The sequence below is a fragment of the Roseofilum sp. genome (genome assembly GCF_982964205.1).
In genome coordinates this window covers 23,738-44,767 of record NZ_CEZBFX010000031.1, presented here as the reverse complement: position 1 = coordinate 44,767, position 21,030 = coordinate 23,738, and the positions used below count along the sequence as shown (strand labels likewise).

At 45.1% G+C, this 21,030-nt stretch carries 18 protein-coding genes; 10 read left to right on the top strand and 8 right to left on the bottom strand.

The features are described from left to right. Positions 1-103: 103 nt before the first annotated feature. Positions 104-652, bottom strand: coding sequence for a PadR family transcriptional regulator (locus AC3A14_RS10335; protein WP_318732437.1), 549 nt, complete (start codon positions 650-652; stop codon positions 104-106). A 102-nt stretch (positions 653-754) separates the two neighbouring features. On the opposite strand from AC3A14_RS10335, the gene AC3A14_RS10330 reads away from it, so the two are divergent. Beyond that, positions 755-2,131 (top strand): efflux RND transporter periplasmic adaptor subunit, encoded by a 1,377-nt coding sequence (locus AC3A14_RS10330; RefSeq protein WP_318732438.1) that lies wholly within the window; start codon positions 755-757, stop codon positions 2,129-2,131. 94 nt (positions 2,132-2,225) lie between these two features. Further along, positions 2,226-5,315, top strand: coding sequence for an efflux RND transporter permease subunit (locus AC3A14_RS10325; RefSeq protein WP_487778989.1), 3,090 nt, complete (start codon positions 2,226-2,228; stop codon positions 5,313-5,315). 244 nt (positions 5,316-5,559) lie between these two features. Here the strand turns inward: AC3A14_RS10325 and AC3A14_RS10320 are convergent, their stop codons facing one another. Beyond that, positions 5,560-6,078, bottom strand: a complete 519-nt coding sequence (locus AC3A14_RS10320) for a hypothetical protein (RefSeq protein WP_318702179.1) — start codon at positions 6,076-6,078, stop codon at positions 5,560-5,562. A 185-nt stretch (positions 6,079-6,263) separates the two neighbouring features. On the opposite strand from AC3A14_RS10320, the gene AC3A14_RS10315 reads away from it, so the two are divergent. From AC3A14_RS10315 to arsC, 7 genes are all read left to right on the top strand, one after another. After that, positions 6,264-7,706: a CHASE3 domain-containing protein gene (locus tag AC3A14_RS10315; protein WP_318732440.1), complete on the top strand. Its 1,443-nt coding sequence runs from the start codon at positions 6,264-6,266 to the stop codon at positions 7,704-7,706. A 170-nt stretch (positions 7,707-7,876) separates the two neighbouring features. Continuing rightward, positions 7,877-8,476 (top strand): LemA family protein, encoded by a 600-nt coding sequence (locus tag AC3A14_RS10310; RefSeq protein ID WP_318722892.1) that lies wholly within the window; start codon positions 7,877-7,879, stop codon positions 8,474-8,476. 43 nt (positions 8,477-8,519) lie between these two features. Beyond that, positions 8,520-8,792 carry a hypothetical protein gene (locus AC3A14_RS10305; protein WP_318732441.1) on the top strand — a complete coding sequence of 91 codons (273 nt, stop codon included), beginning with the start codon at positions 8,520-8,522 and terminating at the stop codon, positions 8,790-8,792. A gap of 17 nt (positions 8,793-8,809) precedes the next feature. Next, on the top strand, positions 8,810-10,750 hold the full coding sequence (locus AC3A14_RS10300) for a M48 family metallopeptidase (RefSeq protein WP_318722894.1): 1,941 nt from the start codon (positions 8,810-8,812) through the stop codon (positions 10,748-10,750). A gap of 104 nt (positions 10,751-10,854) precedes the next feature. Beyond that, positions 10,855-11,883, top strand: coding sequence for a PstS family phosphate ABC transporter substrate-binding protein (locus AC3A14_RS10295; protein ID WP_318722895.1), 1,029 nt, complete (start codon positions 10,855-10,857; stop codon positions 11,881-11,883). 6 nt (positions 11,884-11,889) lie between these two features. Next, complete coding sequence (locus AC3A14_RS10290) at positions 11,890-12,561, top strand: MIP/aquaporin family protein (RefSeq protein WP_271939339.1); 672 nt, start codon at positions 11,890-11,892, stop codon at positions 12,559-12,561. Between the two features lie 86 nt (positions 12,562-12,647). After that, a complete protein-coding gene (gene arsC, locus AC3A14_RS10285; RefSeq protein ID WP_318719532.1) occupies positions 12,648-13,040 on the top strand; it encodes an arsenate reductase, glutathione/glutaredoxin type in 393 nt (130 codons plus the stop codon). A 34-nt stretch (positions 13,041-13,074) separates the two neighbouring features. On the opposite strand, the gene AC3A14_RS10280 is transcribed toward arsC, so the two are convergent. Both AC3A14_RS10280 and AC3A14_RS10275 read right to left on the bottom strand, forming a co-directional pair. Then, on the bottom strand, positions 13,075-14,052 hold the full coding sequence (locus AC3A14_RS10280) for an SDR family NAD(P)-dependent oxidoreductase (protein WP_318702187.1): 978 nt from the start codon (positions 14,050-14,052) through the stop codon (positions 13,075-13,077). Positions 14,053-14,266: 214 nt separating this feature from the next. Continuing rightward, positions 14,267-14,485 carry a ribbon-helix-helix domain-containing protein gene (locus AC3A14_RS10275; protein ID WP_318722896.1) on the bottom strand — a complete coding sequence of 73 codons (219 nt, stop codon included), beginning with the start codon at positions 14,483-14,485 and terminating at the stop codon, positions 14,267-14,269. A 149-nt stretch (positions 14,486-14,634) separates the two neighbouring features. Between AC3A14_RS10275 and ilvA the strand changes: the two genes are divergently transcribed. Beyond that, complete coding sequence (ilvA, locus tag AC3A14_RS10270) at positions 14,635-16,146, top strand: threonine ammonia-lyase, biosynthetic (RefSeq protein ID WP_318732442.1); 1,512 nt, start codon at positions 14,635-14,637, stop codon at positions 16,144-16,146. A 131-nt stretch (positions 16,147-16,277) separates the two neighbouring features. Here the strand turns inward: ilvA and AC3A14_RS10265 are convergent, their stop codons facing one another. The 4 genes from AC3A14_RS10265 to AC3A14_RS10250 all read right to left on the bottom strand — a co-directional run bounded on the left by AC3A14_RS10265 (position 16,278) and on the right by AC3A14_RS10250 (position 20,951). Further along, complete coding sequence (locus tag AC3A14_RS10265; RefSeq protein ID WP_318732443.1) at positions 16,278-17,090, bottom strand: SDR family NAD(P)-dependent oxidoreductase; 813 nt, start codon at positions 17,088-17,090, stop codon at positions 16,278-16,280. A 71-nt stretch (positions 17,091-17,161) separates the two neighbouring features. Beyond that, entirely contained in the window at positions 17,162-17,602 is a 441-nt protein-coding gene (locus tag AC3A14_RS10260) for a hypothetical protein (RefSeq protein WP_318732444.1), read from the bottom strand. 20 nt (positions 17,603-17,622) lie between these two features. Beyond that, on the bottom strand, positions 17,623-17,844 hold the full coding sequence (locus AC3A14_RS10255) for a hypothetical protein (protein WP_318701755.1): 222 nt from the start codon (positions 17,842-17,844) through the stop codon (positions 17,623-17,625). Positions 17,845-17,975: 131 nt separating this feature from the next. After that, positions 17,976-20,951 (bottom strand): CHAT domain-containing protein, encoded by a 2,976-nt coding sequence (locus AC3A14_RS10250; protein ID WP_487778988.1) that lies wholly within the window; start codon positions 20,949-20,951, stop codon positions 17,976-17,978. Between the last annotated feature and the right edge of the window lie 79 nt (positions 20,952-21,030).

Here is a 21,030-nt window from a genome sequence, read left to right as displayed (position 1 = left end):
TTTACCTTCCCTCTTATTCTAGCCCTCTTTCGGCAGAGTGACAAAAGAGGGATATGCTTGTCATTCAGTAACTACAAAATACCACTCTAGAGAATAGATTGTGTTAATTATAATCTTCTATCATTTGTTCCAGAAACTCCATGACTTCATCGCACCATTCCACCCATTCTCGCTCGTAACGGATACCGCGGCGTAGGGTAAGATAGCGGAAGCGATCGCCAACAGAAGGATTCTGGCAATCCTGATAGAGGATTTCTTTTTCTAAATAATGTTTTAATTGAAGCTCATGAATTTCCCTACGATGCTTAATTTCACGGATAAGTAATTGGCGATCGCCATAAGGTCCGGCTAACACCTTCACCAGTAAATCTTCTCGAACAGGGGTTGGAGTCGTGGGTTCGGCAAACCAGCGCCATAACTGCGCTTTCCCTTCAGCGGTGAGGTGATACACTTTCTTATCCGGTTTTCCAGGTTGGATAATAGTTTCATAATTAACCCAACCTCGATCCTCCATTTTGCTCAGTTCCCGATAAATTTGCTGTTGACTGGCTTTCCAAAAACAACTCACTTGCTCGTCAAATTGTTTACTGATATCGTAACCACTTTGAGGAGCATGGGCAAGCACGGTCAAAATTGTGTGAGCAAGAGCCATAAATTTCGCATTGACATATTCAATAAGTTGAGTATAACCTGAAAGAGGATAAGCAACAAGTTGAATATCACTTTGTTGTATAGAAGAGGATGGGAGGCGAACATGAGTGCTGATTTTTCCGATTCATCGAAGAGCTTATCAGAGTCAGTTGTATTAATAACGGCTGAACACAATCAGGATTCTGAGGATGCTATCGCCACAGTAGATCGCCCACAACCCAAGCGGTGGCGATGGTTAATCGTCTTGTTACTCTTGCCTTTGGGGGTGTTTGTCGGGCGATCGCTCTTAAATCGTTCTCCAGTCAGCCAGGCAGAACCGATCATTGAAGAAAAACCATCGCTACCTGTACAAACCGAAAGTGCAGAACTGATTTCCAGCTATACGATTCAACGAAGTTATACCGGTGAAATTGTCGCCCGTCGCCGGAGTGAATTGGGTTTTGAGCGATCGGGAACGGTGATTAACCTGTTTGTTGATGAAGGCGATCGCATCAGTGCAGGTCAAGAAATAGCTCAGTTAGATATCCGTACCCTAGAAGCCGAGCGTCAACAACTCCTCGCCCAAAAAGCTGAAGCCAGCGCTACTCTGCAAGAACTTCGCAACGGTGCGCGAGCGGAAGATATTGCTGCTGCCCGCGCTACTGTGTCCGAAATCGAACAACAACTGTCCCTCGCTCAACGTAAAACCGAACGACGTAGAGAACTCTATTTAGAAGGGGCAATTTCCCGGGAAGATTTTGATTTAGAAGAGTCTAATGCTTCAGCTTTAAGCTATCGCCTCAATCAAGCGCAAAGCGATCTAGATGCTCTGTTAGCGGGAACTCGGAAAGAAACAATAGCGGCTCAAGTGGCGCGAGTGCAACAGTTGGAAGCCAGTTTGCAAAGTTTAGAGGTAGAGGTGAGTAAAAGCGTGATTCGCGCTCCCTTTAATGGACGAGTGAGCGATCGCTTCATGGACGAAGGAAGCGTAGTTAGTCCTGGAACTCCAGCGATCGCACTGATCGAACAAGGTAGCTTAGAAGCGCGCATTGGGGTTCCCAGCAACACCGCCAATGAACTCAGAATTGGTGCAAACTATCCCATTCAAGTCGCCAACCAATCCTATCGTGGCACCCTCACCACCCTACTCCCAGAACTCGATAGCGCCAGTCGCACAGCTACTGCGGTTCTTGAATTTTCCCCTAATTTTGACCTCAGAGTAGGCGAAACTGCCCAATTACTCTGGAATGAAACTCAAGCTATACAAGGCTTTTGGATTCCTTCCACTGCCCTGCTGCCTGGCGATCGCGGATTATGGTCAATTTACGTCCTTGGCGAATCGCAAGGAAATAATATTTACAGGGTAGCTCGTCGAGATATCGAAGTTCTGCATACGGAAGGCGATCGCACCCTCGTTCGCGGAACCCTGCAAAGCGGCGATCGAATTATCACCAGCGGAACCCACCGCATCGTCTCCGGACAAAAAGTGAGTATCAATTAAGAATTAACAATGGGTAATCGGTAATTGCCCTATTCCCTATGCCCTATTACCTATTCCCTATTCCCTATTACCTATTCCCTATTCCCTATTCTCCATGATTTTTTATCGCAATAAACAACTCCTCATCCTCTCCTTAATCCTCATCATTGTTTGGGGGATTTCTTCCTTCCTCACCTTACCGCGAATGGAAGACCCACAACTTGTTCAACGGTTTGGAGCAGTGACCACTTTCTTACCCGGAGCTACACCCCAAAGAGTTGAATCTTTAGTTACTGAAAAAATAGAACAAGAACTGCAAGAAATTGAAGAAATTGATATTTTAGAATCTACCTCAACTACCGGTGTATCCTTTATCAAAATTGACCTCAAAGAAAACATTATCGATGTCGATCCCGTTTGGTCAAAAGTGCGGAGTAAACTAGAAGATGTTTCTGTAGAATTACCCGCAGGGGCAAGCGATCCAGAATATCAAGATACCGATCCTTCTGCTAATGCCTTAATTTTGGGATTAACCTGGGAACTTGAGAGCGAACCGAATTACACGATCTTACGTCGCCTAGCTGAAGGACTAGAAGACGAATTACGAACTATTCCGGGAACGGATACAGTGGATATTTTCGGTGTGGCAGAAGAAGAAATTCAGGTTGATGTTAATGCAGTAGACTTGGCACAATTGGGTTTAACTGCTCAAGAATTAGCCCAACAAATTCTAGCTAGTGACGCGAAGGTTTCAGCCGGGCAATTTCGCAGCAGTGAAACGGAGTTACTATTTGAAGTTGACAGTGAATTAGATTCCTTAGAACGGATTCGACAAATTCCCATTCAATTGGGCAATCAAGGGCAAATTACCCGACTTGGAGATCTTGCCCAATTGACCAAAGGATTAGAAGATCCCCCCACAGAATTAGCGATCATTAATGGTTATCCTGGAGTTTCTGTGGCGGCAAAAGTGGAATCAGATTATCGCGTCGATCTTTGGACAGAAGATGCTCTAGCTCAGTTACAACGTTATCAGGATAACCTATCCGATGGCATTGGTTTGGTGACTATTTTGGATCAAAGTAAATACGTGCAACAGCGCCTAGATGGTGTGATCCGTAACTTGATTCTCGGTTCTTCTCTGGTTATTCTTGTCTCTCTGGCGATCTTGGGTTGGAAATCAGCATTAATTGTCGGTTCAGCTTTACCCCTGGCGACATTAATGGTGTTTGGGTGCATGAAGATTTTAGAGATTCCCTTGCATCAAATGTCCGTTACTGGGATTATCATTGCCTTGGGGTTGCTGATTGATAATGCGATTGTGGTAGTAGATGAGGTACAGATCCGTTTGCAGGAAGGAAAAGCACCCGGTAAAGCTGTGCAAGAAACGGTGAGCCATTTGTTTATTCCCCTGCTGGCTTCTACCTTAACAACCGTGTTAGCGTTTGTACCGATCGCGACTTCCCCAGGGGGGACAGGGGAGTTTATTGGCGCGATCGGCACAACCGTAATTTTAGCGATTATTAGTTCTCTCTTTTTATCTTTAACAGCGATCGTAACTCTGGTGGGGCGGTTGCACTATTGGCAACCTCTGCCCCAAAACTGGGGTTGGTTGCAATATGGGTTTAGCAATCGATGGTTAGATAAGGTTTATACGATAACTTTAAATCAACTGTTTCGCTTCCCTTGGTTAACCATTGGTTTAGCCTTGATTTTGCCGATTTGGGGCTTTTCCCAGTTTCCCACCTTAGAGCAACAATTTTTCCCCCCGACGAACCGCAATCAGTTCCATATTGAGTTTGAGTTATCTTCACAAACGGCGATCGCCGAAACCCAGAGGCAAATTCTGAGAGCGCGAGATTTAATTTTGACCTATCCTCAAATTGATGAGGTGCAATGGTTTCTCGGTAAAAGCGCCCCAACTTTTTTCTATAATGTGGTTGCCAATCGGGAAAATGCGTCCCAGTATGCCCAAGGGATTGTACAGTTAAACTCGACGGAAAATTTACGGCAAACGATTCAACAGTTGCAACAGGATCTCGATGCCACGTTTCCAGAAGCACAGGTTCTCGTAAAACAATTAGAACAGGGACCGCCCTTTGATGCGCCGATCGAGTTGCGCTTGTATGGCTCAGATTTAGGGGAGTTGAGACGGTTGGGGAATCAATTGCGGGCGGAGTTAAGCCAAATTGAGGATGTGATTCATACCAGTGCAGATTTAACGGAAGCCTTACCCAAATTGGCGCTAACTGTCGATGAAGTACAAGCGCGTCGGGTAGGGTTGGATAATCAGGCGATCGCCCAACAACTCGATAGCAGTTTGCAGGGTTCTGTTGGCGGTTCGATTCTGGAAGCAACGGAGGATATTCCGGTACGGGTGCGGGTAGCCAATAACACTAGAGGAAATCTGGATCGGGTGTCGGCGTTGAATTTGGTGGCTCCTCAAACTGGCGAAACCCTTCCTCTAGATAGTTTGGCGAGGGTGAACTTTGTGCCGGATATAGCTACGATTGCCCGTTACAATGGAGAACGGATTAACACAGTGCAAGGGTTTATTACGGCTGGAGCCTTACCTGATACTGTGTTACAGCGATTTGAAAACCATCTGAAGGAGATTAACTTTCAACTTCCTCCTGGGTATCGAATCAGCTATGGAGGCGAAGCCGATGCACGGGGAACGGCGATCGCCAATTTATTCTCGACAGTAGGCGTTTTGGCAATTCTGATGTCAGCCACCCTGATATTATCCTTTAATTCCTTTCGGTTAGCCCTCGTCATTGGAACCGTGGCGATCGCTGCGGTAGGATTAGCCCTATCTGCACTCTGGGCATTTAATGCCCTATTTGGATTTACCGCAATTTTAGGCACATTAGGATTAATTGGTCTTGCAATTAACGATTCGATCGTCGTTTTAGCCGCTTTGAGAGAACACCCAGAGGCTCGCTATGGTAACCGTAAAGCCACGGTTTCAGTCGTCTTCAAAGCCACACGCCATGTGATTGCCACCACCTTAACCACCATAGTGGGATTCATACCCCTGTTACTCGATCCTACTGGATTTTGGCCGCCCTTAGCGATCGCGATCGCCGGAGGATTAGGCGGTGCAACCCTACTCGCCTTGTACTATATTCCCTCAGTCCATCTCTTACTCTATCGCTCCCGCTCTAAAGTTCCCCATCTTATCGCGCAAAGTGCTGGGGAATAGGGAATGGGGAATGGGGAATGGGGAATAGGGAATAGGGAATAGGGAATGGGGAATAGGGAATGGGGAATACAGCAGTTTCCTCTGCTATGAGGTACATTAATGACGGTTTTTAACAATATCTAGAACAGCTCAGAGCTTCTACCAAGTCTGTTGTTTGCTCCCCCTATCCCCCCATCCCCCTATCCCCCCATCACAGCGCAAAGCGCTGTATAGTGATGCGCTCTATATTCCCTATTCCCTAACCTTAACACTTCCAAGTTAATGTATTCGGATCGAACTGACACACTTTAGGAAATTCAGTCTCCATAGAAATAGAAGGCAACGTCGAACCATCCGGAAGGACAGGCAGGCGAGAAGGGCAATTATCCAGAGTTTGCTCAATCCGGTTCGCTTGAGTTTGGGCAATTCTGGCAATATCCACCCAAGTATTGAGAAAATTCACCACTTGATTAGGTGAAGAAGGCAATGTAGGAGTATACGAATTATTTCTGTTTAAAGCATTAACCTGAGCTTGAATTTGGGGAATCCGATCGATCCATTGGCCTAAATAATTAGCATAGTCTTGGGGATTATCAGAAGTCGGTGGACAAGTCCGGGTGAAAACTTCTGTCGTTTGCAGCAAGATATTGAACACAGGACAAATTTGGTTATCCCGGCAGGAAAACCCTAGGGTTTGCGCTGAGGCTGAAGGGTTAAAGGTTAGGCTGCTTAAGGTTAGACTGCCGAGGGTAAGAAACCAAGCCGGTTTGGGTATGGGCAACATTTGAGTATTCTCCAAATTAAATCCATCACTGTTAGGTATAATGACACATCCTTTTTAATTGATACTTTGATTTTAGCGGGTGCAGATGGCGATCGGGTAAAATAGAGTTGGGTCTTTTTATTCAGATATATGATTAATATATACGCTTACGCAGGTAAACCCCAAAATATTAAAGTTTTTGTTCAATGAATATTAAGCAAGTTTTAGTTATTGGCTTTGGAATCATTCTCAGTACTGTTGGGGTTAGCACCATTGCCTCGGTTTATATGCAAAGTTTTTTACGGGATACTGAGGATTGGGTCGTCCATACTTACGATATTCAACTCCGATTAAAAGGGATTGAGAAAAATCTCGTCGATGCAGAAACCGGCCAAAGGGGATTTATCTATACTGATGACGAAACTTTTTTAGAACCCTACAAACTGGCAACTCAAACGTTAAACACAAACTTTGATATCTTAGAAGACCTGATTTCTAAGAACTCAGAGCAAGTCATTAATCTACAAAACATCAGAAATCTCTCCCAAGAAAAACTAGATGAATTGGCGCAAACCATTCAACTCAAAAGAGACAATCAAGAAGAGGAATTGTTGCGTTTAGTGAAATCAAAGAAAGGGAAAATAATCATGGATTTTATCCGAACAGATTTAGAGAATATGATTGATATTGAAAATCAAATCCTCGATCGAAGGTTAAAGCAGTTGTCTATTGCTTATCAACTGGTTGATTTAGTCCATGTAGGGACTTTGGTGATTGCCATGCTGATGGGGGTTACAACTATTATTTGGATGAATAAAATTGCAGTAGATCCGATCGGGAAAATATCGAATAATATTGCTGATTCTTCAAGTCAAATCTCTAGGAGTATTGAAGAACAGGAGAAAATTGCTCAACAACGAGCGATTTTCATTAATGACACAACTACAACGGCTAATGAATTGGGGGTATCCTACACTCAATCAGCAGAGCAGTCAGAGCTGGCAAATGCATCAGCTCAAGAAACATTAACCATATTAGAAACAGGTAAAAATGCTGTAGAAAATATTCGCCTAGAAGTAATAAATGTTCAGGAACAGGTAGAACTAATGGCGAATAAAATCATGGAATTGACTAAGCAAATCGATCAAATTGGCGAGGTTTCAGATGTGGTTCGCAGTATTGCCGATCAAACGAATATGTTGGCGTTAAATGCTTCTGTAGAAGCGGTAAGAGCTGGAGACAGTGGGAATGGTTTTTCCGTCATTGCTGTCGAAATTCGTAAGCTGGCCGATCAAAGTCGAGAATCTACGGTAAACATCAATGATTTGGTTATAGAAATTCAAAAAGCTATTCATGGAACAACTCAAATTACTCAACAAGGTAAAGAGAGTGTGAAAAGTTGTTTTAGAATTGCTCAGGACACCACCCAGACGTTTGAACATGTGAACACTTCAGTTACAAATGTAGTTCATAGTAACCAGCAAATTACCTTGAACTTAAAACAACAGCTCATTGCGGTTGAACAGCTTATTGAGTCCATTACTAGCATCAATGCTGGAGCAAAGGATAATGCCAGTTCTATGACACAGATCGGTGAGGGTATCCAACAGTTGAATGGTGTGGCATTGGAGCTGAAGAAAATTGTTTAAACGGACTGCTTCGTAAGCTATGACTAGAGTGTGAAGCACTATATTACTTTGAGAACGAACAGAGGTAATTATGGGAGGATCTTGACTAGATTGACGCGATCGCTATTTACCCTAGGCAAATGGTATGTTATCTGTAGTATAATTAAGCCATATTAAAGGGTTGTCAGGTTATGGTACAAATACTCCTAACCCTAGCGGTTCTAGGGACGTTAGTGGCACTTCTCGCGTCTATCGTCATTGGCTCATATAATTCTTTAGTTAAGTTACGCAATCGATATCAGAATGCTTTTGCCCAGATTGATGTGCAGTTGCGCCGCCGTTATGATTTAATTCCCAATTTGGTGGAAGCGGTGAAAGGGTACATGAAGCACGAGCGGGAAACCTTAGACGCTGTGATTCAAGCTAGAAACGCGGCGGTAAGTGCCACGTCCCAAGCTTCTCAAGCACCAGGCGATCCCACTGCGATGCAGACGTTGGGCAATGCAGAGGCAATGCTAACGGGATCTTTGGGACGGCTGTTTGCTTTAGCTGAGGCGTATCCAGATTTGAAGGCAGATCGAAATATGGCTCAGTTGATAGAAGAGTTGCGATCGACTGAAAATAAAATTGCTTTTGCTCGGCAGGCATTTAACGATGCGGTGACGCTCTACAATACCAAGCGTGAGGAGTTCCCCAGTAATACGATCGCCAGTTTCTTTAATTTTCGGGCAGCGCAGTTGCTTAAAGAAACCGATCCCAATGTAAAAAATGCGCCGACTATTTCGTTTTAGAAAACGATAGATTTTTATTGTGTTGTTTTGTTGGTTGGTTACTATGTCTTCCAAGTATTCAAGAAAAAGAAGAGATGATTTAGCCAGACATTGCCGCCAAATGTTAATGGAAAATAAGACTAAAGAAGAAGTTTTAAGTTACCTCAAGGAAATAGGTTGCTCGCTCTCTTCTTCATGTGTAATTTGGGCAAAAGCTAATAATCTATCTTTTGACAAAGCACAAATACAAGTATTAGGAAGTAAAACTTGGGAAAATGAAAGAAGTGATGCTATAGACTGTCACAATCAATTTATGGATATGCTGGATAAATTATAAATGCGCCCTAGAAAAAGATGAACTTTTTTGAACATCAAGAGCAGGCACAGCGGAAAACCGTTTATCTGATTTTCCTATTTGCGATCGCCATTATCGGTATGATTTTGGCAATCTATGCTGTGGTAGCGATCGTTGTCTACATAGAAGTGCAAACTCAGCAATCCCTCTATTCTCCAGAGATCTTAGCGATCGTTGCCTTCAATGTCTTGCTCATTGTTGGGTTGGGGAGTGGGACAAAAATCCTTCAATTGCGAGGCGGGGGTAAAGTCGTTGCCTCTAGTCTGGGCGCGCGTTTGGTTCATCCGGGCACTTACGATAAACTAGAGCGACAACTGCTCAATGTCGTCGAAGAAATGGCGATCGCCTCCGGAGTTTCCGTTCCTCAAGTCTACATCATGGATCGCGAAGCCGGGATCAATGCCTTTGCCGCCGGGTTTACCGTTAATGATGCCATCATTGGCGTAACCAAAGGATGCTTAACCGAACTCGAGCGAGATGAACTTCAAGGCGTAATTGCCCATGAATTTAGCCATATTATTTATGGCGATATGCGCCTCAACTTATATCTCATGGGAGTCATCCAGGGAATCTTACTGATTCACATTATAGGGCGACAAATATTACACATGGTTTCTAATGGTCCTCGAGTGAATCGAAAAAAGCAAGGTCTTGTGATTATTGCTAGTCTCGCCGTTTTAGCCATTGGATATATTGGCTTTATCTGCGGACGAATGATTAAAAGCGCCATCTCCCGTCAGCGAGAATTTTTAGCCGATGCTTCTGCCGTCCAATTAACCCGCAATCCCCTAGGACTGTCCAACGCTCTGCGTAAAATTGGAGACTTAAGAGACGGATCTCAAATCAGGACTCCCACCGCCGAAGAAGCCAGTCATTTATTTTTTGGGGAAGCCATCAGCAGCTTCAATAGCCGCCTCTTTGCCACCCATCCCTCCCTGACAGAGCGCATTGAACGCTTGGAAAATTTGCCCACTGGCACATTACAAGGGGAGGCTCCTCCACCAGCACAGGAACGAACCGCCGCTCTAGAATCACCAGAGACTCCAGGAATTAGCGGATTGCAAGGTGGATTGCAAGGTGGATTGCAAAGTAGATTGCAAGAGACAACCATCCATGTCGATCTAGAATCAATTGTAGAGGAGATTGGCAACACAGACAGCGCCCATCTCAACTATGCCCAATCCTTGCTGGCGCAATTGCCAGAACGGCTCAAAACAGCACTCAAAGACGATCGCGGTTGTCGGGCGATAATTTATGGACTATTCTTAAACTCACAAAACAGAGAGATTAGGCAGAAACAAATTGCCCACCTAAAAGCCACCGAACCCTCAGAAATACTCAATCGTCTTTGGCAGATTGTCGTCTGTTTTGAACACTTAAATCCTCGCTACCGTTTACCCTTAATTGATTTAACCATTCCCGTACTCAGACATCTGTCAACCGACTGTTATCAACATTTGAGTCAACAACTGCAAACCCTGATTAATACTGGCGGAAAATTATCCTTATCAGAATACACTCTACAAGCCGTTTTATTCCATCGTCTTGCGCCCTATTTCCATCCTCACCATCCCTCAAAACCCCCATCTACTCATGAAACTTGGAATGATTGCCTGGTCGTTTTGTCAGGATTAGCTAAAGTGGGGTATCAGGATAAGCAACAAGCTATTGAGGCCTTTCAATCTGGATTGCAGCGACTCCGTGGTGCGTCTAACAAAACGCTTCCTAACCAACTGAGTCCGGTGAATCTGAGCAGTATTCGTAGAAGTCTTAAAAGGCTGATCAACACTACTCCAAAAGTAAAGCAGCGCATTGTAGATGCTTGCGCTCATACCGTTTTATACGATCGCGAAGTCAATCTTAAACAAGCTGAATTGTTACGCACGATTATCATTCTCTTAGATTGCCCCATTCCTCCATTTTTAGAGACTCTTGAATAATATTTAACCGTAAATAAACCTATGATTAACCATATCTTAACTTGACATTTGACCATTTTTTGAAATCATAAAAAGCGGGTATCTAATGGTAGAGTGGGGAAATTATGCAATTTTTTATTAAAACAGTTAAACCCTTCCTAGGGTTCTTTATATTAGCTCTGGCCGCTACCTCCTTATTAAATGGGTGTCAATCCTCTAACCCTCAATCTTACCAACCCATTAATATTGATGGTTCAAGTACCGTTTATCCGATTACTAAAACGGCTGCCGATCGCTTTAACGAAACCCAGAGTGTTCCCGTAGAGGTAACTGTAGGATTTTCGGGGACAGGGGGAGGCTTTAAGAAATTTTGTGCAGGAGAAACAGAAGTTAATAATGCCTCTAGACCCATTAGTTTATCGGAAATGGAAGCTTGCAAACAGGCAAAAGTATCTTATATTGAGCTTCCGATCGCTTTTGATGCCATTACTGTTGTGGTTAATCCCCAAAATAATTGGATTGAAAACATTACGATTGATGAATTACGAAAGATTTGGCAACCGGAAGCCCAACAGAAAATCACTCGGTGGAATCAAATTCGATCGTCTTGGCCGAACGCTCCTTTGAAATTGTATGGGCCGGGGACAGATTCAGGAACCTATGATTATTTTACTGAAGCAGTTACGGGGAGTGCAGGTTCGAGCCGTAGCGATTATATTGCCAGTGAAGATGATAGGTTACTGGAGCAACAAGTTAGCTCAGATGTCAATAGTTTAGGTTATTTTGGATTAGCCTATTACGAACAAAATAAAGATGAGCTAAAAGCCCTGAGTGTTGATAGTGGTCAGGGGCCGGTTTTTCCATCTAGGGAAACAGTGGAAAAAAGTGAATATCAGCCTCTAGCTCGTCCTTTGTTTATCTATATTAATCTGACGGCAGCTCAAAACAACCCAGCAATGAGAGAATTTGTGTACTACTTTTTAGAACAAGCCCCAGGAATTGCTGAGGAAGTGGGTTATGTGCCTTTACCAGAGGAAGCTTATCATATTAATGAAGTGACCTATAATCAAGGGGAAGTAGGCACGGTTTTTGAAGGTCAATCTCAGTTTGGCCTCTCTATTTCTGAGCTTATGCGTAAGCAAGCTAAGTATTAATTGAAGATGACCAAAATAACCCCTTATTGGCGGGAATCGTTAACTGAAGGATTAGGCACATTTATTCTTGTTTTTGCTGGCACAGGCGCAGTTATGGTTAATGACATAACTGGGGGTACATTAACCCATTTAGGAGTTAGTTTTGTCTTCGGTGCAGTGGTTGCGGCAATGATTTATGCCACGGGCCATATTAGTGAAGCCCATATTAATCCAGCGGTGACTTTGGGATTTTGGACAATGGGATCGTTTCCGGGAAAAAAGGTCTTACCCTATGTCATCAGTCAATGTTTGGGGGCGATCGCCGCATCCTGTGTATTACGCTATACTATCGGTCTGGTTGCCGATCTGGGAGCCACACAACCGCTCAACGGTAATGCAATGCAATCACTGGTCTTAGAAACCATTCTCACCTTTATCTTGATGTTCGTTATCTTGGGTTCGGGTTTAGACCGCCGCGCTCATCCGGGATTTGCAGGAGTGGCGATCGGCTTAACTGTGGGGTTAGAAGCTGCATTTATGGGTCCAATTACTGGCGCAAGCATGAATCCCGCGCGATCGCTCGGCCCCGCTTTTGTTTCCGGTCTCTGGGACTACCAAGGAATCTACTGGATCGCTCCCATTGTTGGGGCCCAACTTGCGGTCATTGTCTATCGCACTCTCTCTCCCAAATATGATTAACTGAGGGATTGCTCTCCCTATCTCCCCATCCCCCCATCCCCCCATTCCCCTATCCCCTTATCAGAACGCAAAGCGCTCTATTCATTATGAAAAAAGTCATGTTTGTCTGTAAAAGAAACTCCTGTCGTTCCCAAATGGCAGAAGGATTTGCTCGCACTCTAGGCAACAACAAAATTGAAGTGACCAGTTGCGGTTTAGAAGCCTCTAGAGTCCATCCCACAGCGATTGAAATGATGCAAGAAATTGGAATTGATATTACCGATCAAACCTCGAATCCCATTAGTGAATTCAAAGCTGAAGACTATGATGCCGTCATTTCCCTCTGTGGCTGTGGAGTTAACTTACCCCAAGATTGGGTTTTGCAAGAGATTTTTGAAGATTGGCAACTCGACGATCCCGATGGTCAACCTCTAGAAACGTTTCGACGAGTGCGTGGGGAAATTAAGGAACGAGTAGAAGGATTAATGGCTAAATTATAGATTCCCAATTACAAACATTATTAGGAATTCGGAATTAAGCTTGAGGAGATTTGAGTACTCCAGACATCAAGATCCACCAGGGAACATAGATATTGGGAACCCAAGTAGAACGATCGCGTAATTGGGGCGCAATCATGGGTAAAATAAACTGTAAAGACCGCAAAGATGCGGGTTGATTGCCCTCTCGGTCTACTACACCATAGCGTCGGGCTTGTTCAGCAACAATTTGCACTTTTCCCGTGCGTCTTATAATCTGAGAATCCGCAGCTAAACAGGCAATCACGCGGCCAGTTAATAAGGGAGTTTCCCAGTTAAAACCATCAGCAAACGGATTGCCTCTTTCTGGTAGTGTTCCGCTCGATGCTTGCTCTTGGGCAAATTGGGTGAATTTTTCTGTACCTACAATTCCCGGCCAAATGGATAAGGACGTAATGTTATGGGGTTTAAGCTCTAGAGCTAATTCTAGCGCCAGGCGATCGCACGCCGTTTTGCCTACCCCATACAACACCCCAAATATCGGAAACAATCCCCCCCAAGAAGACAGAGTACAAATGAGTCCCTGTTTCCGAGGAACCATCATTCTTGCCGCATACACGCTGGCGATATAATGTCCCCGCAGTCCCACTTGGTTCACCCGATCCCACAAATTCGGCTCCAATTCCCAAAAGGGTTCGCCATAGGTTTCTTTCAGCATAGAGACAGCAGCATAAGCATTATTCACCAATAGATCCAACTGTCCGTTTTGTTCATCAGCAATACGCTCAAACAACAAGCGCACCTGCTCATCCTCAGCATGATCCACTTGTACGGGAATACCTACCCCACCTGCTGCTTCAAGTTCTTTTTGGGTTTCTTCTAAACTCCCCATGCCTTCCTCGGAAGTATGCAGAGTTCTGCCAGTAATATAAACCGTTGCGCCAGCTTCGGCTAATCCGATGGCAATACCTTTTCCTAATCCACGAGATGCTCCCGTAACGAGGGCAATTTTCCCTTCAAGTGGTTTGGATGTCATTGTTTAGAGAACCTCTCATATGAATGTAAACAGTGCTGTAGCAGAAAAACCAAGGCAATATTTCTAAATATTTCACTTGTTCTGATTGGATTAAGTTAAAATGCTTCCTGTCTAAAGTTAAAATTCTTGTGATTTGATATCGTTCTGCTAGAATCACTAAACTAGCATCCACCGTCGCGATCTAAAAAAGCAATAATTCCACGGGTATCTGCAATTATTCTTCTGTCCACAATAATGGTTCTGTTTGAGAGGATAAATCGCTTCTTCCACTGGCTCCCATCCCAATTGATTTGGGTAACTTTTTGGGGATAGGAGTGAAATGATCGGTGACTAATTCTTGGATAATTTCAGGAATCGATTTTCCAGTTTTATTCACCATTTCTTGAAGGATTGCTTCTGTCTCTTCTGGTAAATAAATAGAGGTAGGTTTCATCGGATTAATTATTTTTTCCACCAATAGCTAATAGGGAAACTGTGGGCTACCCTAAAAATCTTAACCCTTGTTGCCAATTTTGCCCAGAGAATCGGAACGTGATACAGTGAAATATTCTACCCTTACCCTCCAGCCCGTGTCCCAGATCCATGTTTTGTGATTATCTTGTCCAAATTCTCACCGCTCGCGTGTACGATGTTGCCCAAGAAACGCCCCTAGAAGTGGCGAACAACCTTTCTCGGCGATTGGGGAATCGCTTGCTGCTGAAACGGGAAGATATGCAATCAGTATTTTCGTTTAAGCTGCGGGGGGCTTACAACCGAATGGCAAAACTGCCCCCAAAGCAGTTAGCGCAAGGGGTGATTGCTTCTTCTGCGGGGAATCATGCCCAAGGGGTTGCCCTGGCTGCACGACATTTGGGAACTCGTGCGTTGATTGTGATGCCGGTGACTACACCCCAGGTGAAAGTGGACGCAGTGCGATCGCACGGTGGAGAGGTTGTATTATACGGTGAAACCTACGATGAAGCTTATGGTCATGCCCGCGAACTCGAAGCCCAGAAAGGGTTAACATTTATTCATCCCTTTAACGATCCGGATGTAATTGCCGGACAAGGCACAATCGGGATGGAAATTTTACGCCAATATCAACAGCCGATTCATGCAATTTTTGTAGCGATTGGTGGTGGAGGTCTCATTTCTGGCATTGGTGCTTACGTGAAACGCCTGCATCCAGAAACTAAAATTATTGGGGTAGAACCGGTGGATTCCGATGCCATGAATCAATCCCTGAAAGCCGGAAAGCGTTTGAGATTGCCCCAAGTGGGCTTATTTGCCGATGGGGTAGCGGTGCGGGAAGTGGGAGAAGAAACCTTCCGCCTCTGTCAAGAATATGTGGATGAAATTATTGTGGTGGAAACCGATGATACTTGTGCCGCCATCAAAGATATGTTTGAAGATACCCGCTCTATTGTCGAACCAGCGGGAGCATTGGCGATCGCCGGCGCTAAAGCCTATGTAGAACGGGAAAATATCCAAGGACAAACCCTCGTTGCCGTTGCCTGTGGTGCCAATATGAACTTCGATCGCCTGCGGTTTGTTGCCGAGCGAGCCGAGTTTGGAGAACGCCGAGAAGCCATTTTTGCCGTCACCATTCCCGAAAAACCCGGAAGTTTGCGCCGCTTCTGTGACTGTTTAGGTACACGCAACCTAACTGAATTTAACTATCGCATCGCCGATCGCACTTCTGCCCATATCTTTGTCGGCGTGCAAATCAAAGACCGAGAAGATGCCGCTCAAATCGCCAAGACCTTTGAAGAGACAGGGTTTAAAACCCTAGAATTAACCGATGATGAACTGGCAAAAATGCATCTGCGGCATATGGTTGGCGGGCGCTCTGCCTTAGCAGAACATGAATTATTATACCGCTTTGAATTTCCCGAACGCCCTGGCGCACTGATGAAATTTGTTGCCTCGATGAGTCCCAACTGGAATATTAGCCTTTTTCACTATCGCAATAACGGCGCAGACTATGGGCGTATTGTCGTGGGAATGCAAGTGCCGCCCCAAGAAATGGCAGAATGGCAAGCGTTTTTAGACACTTTAGGCTATCACTATTGGGACGAAAACAACAATCCTGCCTATAAATTATTCTTAGCTTGATGAAGTTATAGCGCTGCGCGCTAGGGAATGGGGAATAGGGAATGGGGAATAGGGAATGGGGAATAGGTTTCAGTGTTGAACGCTGTTCTAACCGACTCTTTCTCTGCTCTAGCGCTTTATTCAGGGTTCATTCAACCTTTAGAAATTTTCTGCGTTAATCGCTGAGTAAGCCACTCTAATAGGGCGGGTGAATAGCGCTTAATTACATGAATTGCTTTAGCCGTTGGATCGGGAAAAACTGCGGCTCGATTCTTGATAATTCCTTCGAGAACATTGGCAATCACCATGGCTGGATTCGTGGCTTCACTTTCGGGGAAACCAGGAACTGTTGCCGCTAGAGTGCCGTAGCGAGGCGATCGCAGAATTGGAGTCCGGCTAAAATAAGGATACACCGCCGTAACCTTGATATTGTAGGGTTTCAGCTCATCTCGCAGACCCTCACTAAAGCCGCGCAAGCCAAATTTACTGGTGGCATAATGGGTTAAACCACCCGGTGCATACCAACCGGCAACCGAGGAAATATTGACAATATGCCCGGTTTTGCGTTCAATCATTTCCGGCAAAAATTGGGTGGTTAACCGCATGGGAGTAAGCAAATTCAGCTCCATCAGTTGTTCCCATTTTTGAGTCGGTACTTCATCAATGCGCCCAAATAGGGCAATCCCAGCATTATTAATCAGAATATCAATCGGCTGATTGAGCGCTTTGACCTGTTGATAAAGATCCTCACATCCCGCCCTAGAGGTGAGATCGGTCTCTAGAGTAGCACGAATTCGATCGCTCGAGCGAATATCCAGGGTTTCCAGCGTTTTGGCGATCGCCTTTTGATCGATATCTGTTAAAATTAATCGACTTTCTGCCTTAACCAATTGTTTGATAAACTCCTGACCAAATCCTCCCGATGCACCGGTTAGTAATACAGTTGCGTTTTTCAGTTCAGTCATGTTTAGGGAATAGGGAATAGGGAATAGGGAATAGGAAACCCCCAGTTGGATTGAATTAATTATTCATTAATTCAGGCTTTAGAAACGAGCAAACCACCGACAATCACTAAAATTGCACCCACACTGAGTTTAAGTGGATCGACCGTTTTCCATTCCAGAAAGATGATTAAAGCCAACACTACCGTAATTAAAGTATTCATGTTGTAGAGGGGAACCAGCTTAGACAGAGGAGCTTGATATTTGATTAACCCTAGGGCGACAAACCCCGTTCCTAAGCCCCACAGTATGCCAAGCATGGAGGATGAAATCATTGCACCAGTTGATGGGAGGGGGGCAGGTAGGACTTGCTGCATGATGGCTCCCACCAGACTCACCATTACACCAATGCAGATCAAATGAGCGCCTACAGGCATTCCTGCACTGGTACTGACTTTAGCAAATATTCCGGCTACGCCATACAATAGGGCCGGAAGGAGTCCACCAATAATTAATCCGAGTTGTTGGGGTGACATATAGGGTAGAGTGACCGTAATTATTCTTCTAGTTGATTACGATAGAGCGATCGCACCAAATTATCTAGCTTCTCATCTGAGCAACACTCAATCACAGCAGCAAACCCATCCACTAACTTAGCCGCCGTCTCGCCCAACGTGGGACTCATATCCCAAACATCCCTCGCCCAATCTTCAGGAATTTGCTCCTCAAAAATTAAGCGCTCTAATAGTTCTCGGTTTTCAGATTTAGGCAGGGTCATCGATCGTAGCCTGGATTGGGTGATACACAAAAATCATAATATAGCGCTTGGCGCTAGGGAATAGGCACGAATAGCAAGAGCTTGCATGATTTAGGGGCAAGACTTCAAGCTATGTGCCCAACTCCCCATGACTACTGCCCATCTCCCACCAATGTAAACCCAGCCCAAGCTTGTGGATTCGGAAAGGTTTCCATCGTAGTTAACATGGCTTGACGCAAAGCAGTCGCACGATTATTCGTTGTCGAGAGTTCCCGATAAAAGGTCTGCATTAACTCGGAGGTAGGAGCATCAGGAACTGCCCACAAGGAAACCAATACACTAGGAGTTCCAGCCGCAATTAAAGAGCGCGATAAGCCAATAATGCCATCTCCAGTAATCTCTCCTCGTCCCGTATTACAGGCACTGAGAACCACTAACTGAGCGTTTAAATTGAGATCCAGAATTTCCTCGGAAGTTAGCCATCCATCAGTCGCGCGTGTATTTCCTGTGGGAGTTAGGGCTAAAGCTCCAGGCGTGCGAAATCCTAGAACTTCTAGCTCATCCAATAAGCCATGGGTGGCTAAATGAATCAAAGATGCTCTTTCCATCTGCTCGGTAATGTTTGGCTCGGTTGCCTCGGCTCCAATCCGGGCTTCAGTGCCCAGTAAATCGGCAATTACGATGGCTTCAGCTTCGGCTCCGGGGAGGGAAGCGAGGGGTTCTGGTTCGGCTTCGAGGGACTCAGCTAGGCTGGGCATTTTTGGGTTTCCAATGACTAATGCTTCGCTGAGATTGGAGGCTAATTGTCTAGCCCGTTGGCGAGCGAGTCCCAAGACTTGAATGGAAGGAGCAGTGAGTACGGTATGCTTCTCAATGAGGAGGGAAGCGAGGGGTTCTGGTTCGGCTTCGAGGGACTCAGCTAGGCTGGGCATTTTTGGGTTTCCAATGACTAATGCTTCGCTGAGATTGGAGGCTAATTGTCTAGCCCGTTGGCGAGCGAGTCCCAAGACTTGAATGGAAGGAGCAGTGAGTACGGTATGCTTCTCAATGAGATAGACACCCTGTTGATCTTGCAATGCAGGAAAGGGGACTAAAAATAAACTGCCGTGGGGTATAAAAATAATTCGCTCTTGTGGATCCCTGGGCAGTAAGTCCACAATAGGTTCAATCAGAAGTTCGTAGCTTTTCTTTAAGCGACGATTAATGCGCCGTTTCTGGGTGTCGGTACTGGGTTCGGTTTCATTTTCTTGTACTCCGGAACGGGTGGCTTGTACCCACTGATTCACGCCCTGTTGAATGCCGCGACTTCTGCCAGTTACGGCAGCAACGCGGGTACGTTCGGCGGCATCTTCTAGGGTAATGCCTAAGTCTTCTAAGTTTTGCGATCGCAACTCAATCAGTCCATTGGGCTTAATCACCCATATATATAGAGTCTCTCCCACAATAGAATATTGCACGAGTGTGGCTTGCTGTTCCTGAGCAATGCGGCGAATTTCCGCTAAAGTAGGCGGATTGGGAGTATCAAAGGTTTCTGAGGGTTTACCACTTAATCGAGCGGCGAGGAGTTCCACAAATGCCCTAGCTCTGCTTTGTTCAGCGATTTCTAGAGCAGCTTCAGCTTGCTCTTCGGCAATGAGCGCCTGTTGTAATTGTTCATAAGTGGTCACTTGGGTTTCAAACAGAGACACTTTATCCCTATCCCGTAACCCAGGGCGCAGAGATTCCCAAAGGGTAATCGCTTCTTGCAGTGGGGGAATAGCGCTGCGATAATCATCTTGACTGATATAGAGTGCGCCAATTTGATTGAGAATTATACCCGATCCGGCGCGATCGCCAATTTGTTTCCGTATTTCTAACGCCTGGCGATAATAGTCTAAAGCCGTTGGCATTTCTCCTTGAGAGCTAGCAACTTCACCCAAATGGGTTAAGCTATTGGCTATGACCGCGCGATCGCCCCTTTGTTCTCCTAACTCAAGCGCCCGATTCAGAAAAGATTGAGCCTCTTGCACCTGTCCCAAATAGCCATAGGTAATACCCATTCGATCGAAGGTATTACCCAGTCCAAAGTCTTTGCCCTCATAGCCATCCGGGAGCAAGTTATAATATTTTAACGCTGTTTGTGCAGACTTTAGCGCCTCTTGATACTCTCCCATCTTATTCTGCACCCGCGCCAAACCATTATACAATTCGCCTCGATCCTTGGGCAGCTCATAGAGTCCTCCTTCCAGAGGAATGCCTCCTTGTTCCTGCTCTTTCATATTCTCCAGCGCTGCTTGCAAAGCCGATCGCGCTTGGGGATATTGTCCCAGTTTCTCATAACTATCGGCTAAACTGGTCAGGGATTCTCCAATTCCTGGTAAATCTTGCAAAGACTGACGAATGGTTAATGCTTGGCGACGGATGGTAATCGACTTAGCATATTCGCTCAGTTGGCTATAGATATCCCCCATACGATTGAGACTATCGGCTTCCTTGCGGCGATCGCCACTCTCTTGATAAACTTCCCTAGCCTGGGCAAACGTCACCAACGCTTCCTCAAAGTTCCCCTGTTGATACGCTTGTTCCGCTTGAGCAAAAACATCCAAAGCATCATTACTGAATAAACACACCGTCGCTGGAGTAACCGGGCACTTTTTCTCCACCAACGGGTTATTTTGCAGATCCAACGCCGTCAATTGGCGTAAATTGGGGAAAGATGGGGGGAGGTTGCGGATTTGGTTGCGATCGAGAATTACATAACTGAGATTCACTAAACTCCCTAAAGGCGTAATATCCTCAATTTTATTCCCTGATAACAATAAAAAACTGAGCTGACTTAAATTTCCTAAAGGCGTAATATCTCGAATCTGATTAAAACTCAAATTCAGCCCCTGCAAATGCGTCAAACTCGACAGAGGCGCAATATCTTCAATCTCTCGATTCCCTAAATCCAGATTAACCAACTCCCCTAAAGCCTGCTGTGCTTCGCCACAGTCTGAAGTTTCCACTAACTGCAATAACACAGACACTGTATGCTTCTGAGTCTCAGAAATCCTCCGATCTTCGCACCAATCCTGAAAAGAGCGCACCTGAGCTACGGAAGGGCTTCCTAGGGGAAAACCAACCCAAAAGCAAGACACTATAACCATATACAGTGTGCTTAAATTAATGTTTTTAGGTCTCCAAATCACCATAATCCTCTCCTTTAATCCATAAATTTTCGTAAAT

Coding starts and splice junctions, on each gene's coding strand:
- AC3A14_RS10265 (WP_318732443.1), bottom strand. CDS start 17,090: ATGACTGAACTGAAAAACGCAACTGTATTACTAACCGGTGCATCGGGA.
- AC3A14_RS10310 (WP_318722892.1), top strand. CDS start 7,877: ATGGTACAAATACTCCTAACCCTAGCGGTTCTAGGGACGTTAGTGGCA.
- AC3A14_RS10295 (WP_318722895.1), top strand. CDS start 10,855: ATGCAATTTTTTATTAAAACAGTTAAACCCTTCCTAGGGTTCTTTATA.
- AC3A14_RS10330 (WP_318732438.1), top strand. CDS start 755: ATGAGTGCTGATTTTTCCGATTCATCGAAGAGCTTATCAGAGTCAGTT.
- AC3A14_RS10280 (WP_318702187.1), bottom strand. CDS start 14,052: ATGACATCCAAACCACTTGAAGGGAAAATTGCCCTCGTTACGGGAGCA.
- AC3A14_RS10250 (WP_487778988.1), bottom strand. CDS start 20,951: ATGGTTATAGTGTCTTGCTTTTGGGTTGGTTTTCCCCTAGGAAGCCCT.
- AC3A14_RS10255 (WP_318701755.1), bottom strand. CDS start 17,844: ATGACCCTGCCTAAATCTGAAAACCGAGAACTATTAGAGCGCTTAATT.
- AC3A14_RS10315 (WP_318732440.1), top strand. CDS start 6,264: ATGAATATTAAGCAAGTTTTAGTTATTGGCTTTGGAATCATTCTCAGT.
- arsC (WP_318719532.1), top strand. CDS start 12,648: ATGAAAAAAGTCATGTTTGTCTGTAAAAGAAACTCCTGTCGTTCCCAA.
- ilvA (WP_318732442.1), top strand. CDS start 14,635: ATGTTTTGTGATTATCTTGTCCAAATTCTCACCGCTCGCGTGTACGAT.
- AC3A14_RS10320 (WP_318702179.1), bottom strand. CDS start 6,078: ATGTTGCCCATACCCAAACCGGCTTGGTTTCTTACCCTCGGCAGTCTA.
- AC3A14_RS10305 (WP_318732441.1), top strand. CDS start 8,520: ATGTCTTCCAAGTATTCAAGAAAAAGAAGAGATGATTTAGCCAGACAT.
- AC3A14_RS10335 (WP_318732437.1), bottom strand. CDS start 652: ATGGCTCTTGCTCACACAATTTTGACCGTGCTTGCCCATGCTCCTCAA.
- AC3A14_RS10260 (WP_318732444.1), bottom strand. CDS start 17,602: ATGTCACCCCAACAACTCGGATTAATTATTGGTGGACTCCTTCCGGCC.
- AC3A14_RS10290 (WP_271939339.1), top strand. CDS start 11,890: ATGACCAAAATAACCCCTTATTGGCGGGAATCGTTAACTGAAGGATTA.
- AC3A14_RS10275 (WP_318722896.1), bottom strand. CDS start 14,485: ATGAAACCTACCTCTATTTATTTACCAGAAGAGACAGAAGCAATCCTT.
- AC3A14_RS10300 (WP_318722894.1), top strand. CDS start 8,810: ATGAACTTTTTTGAACATCAAGAGCAGGCACAGCGGAAAACCGTTTAT.
- AC3A14_RS10325 (WP_487778989.1), top strand. CDS start 2,226: ATGATTTTTTATCGCAATAAACAACTCCTCATCCTCTCCTTAATCCTC.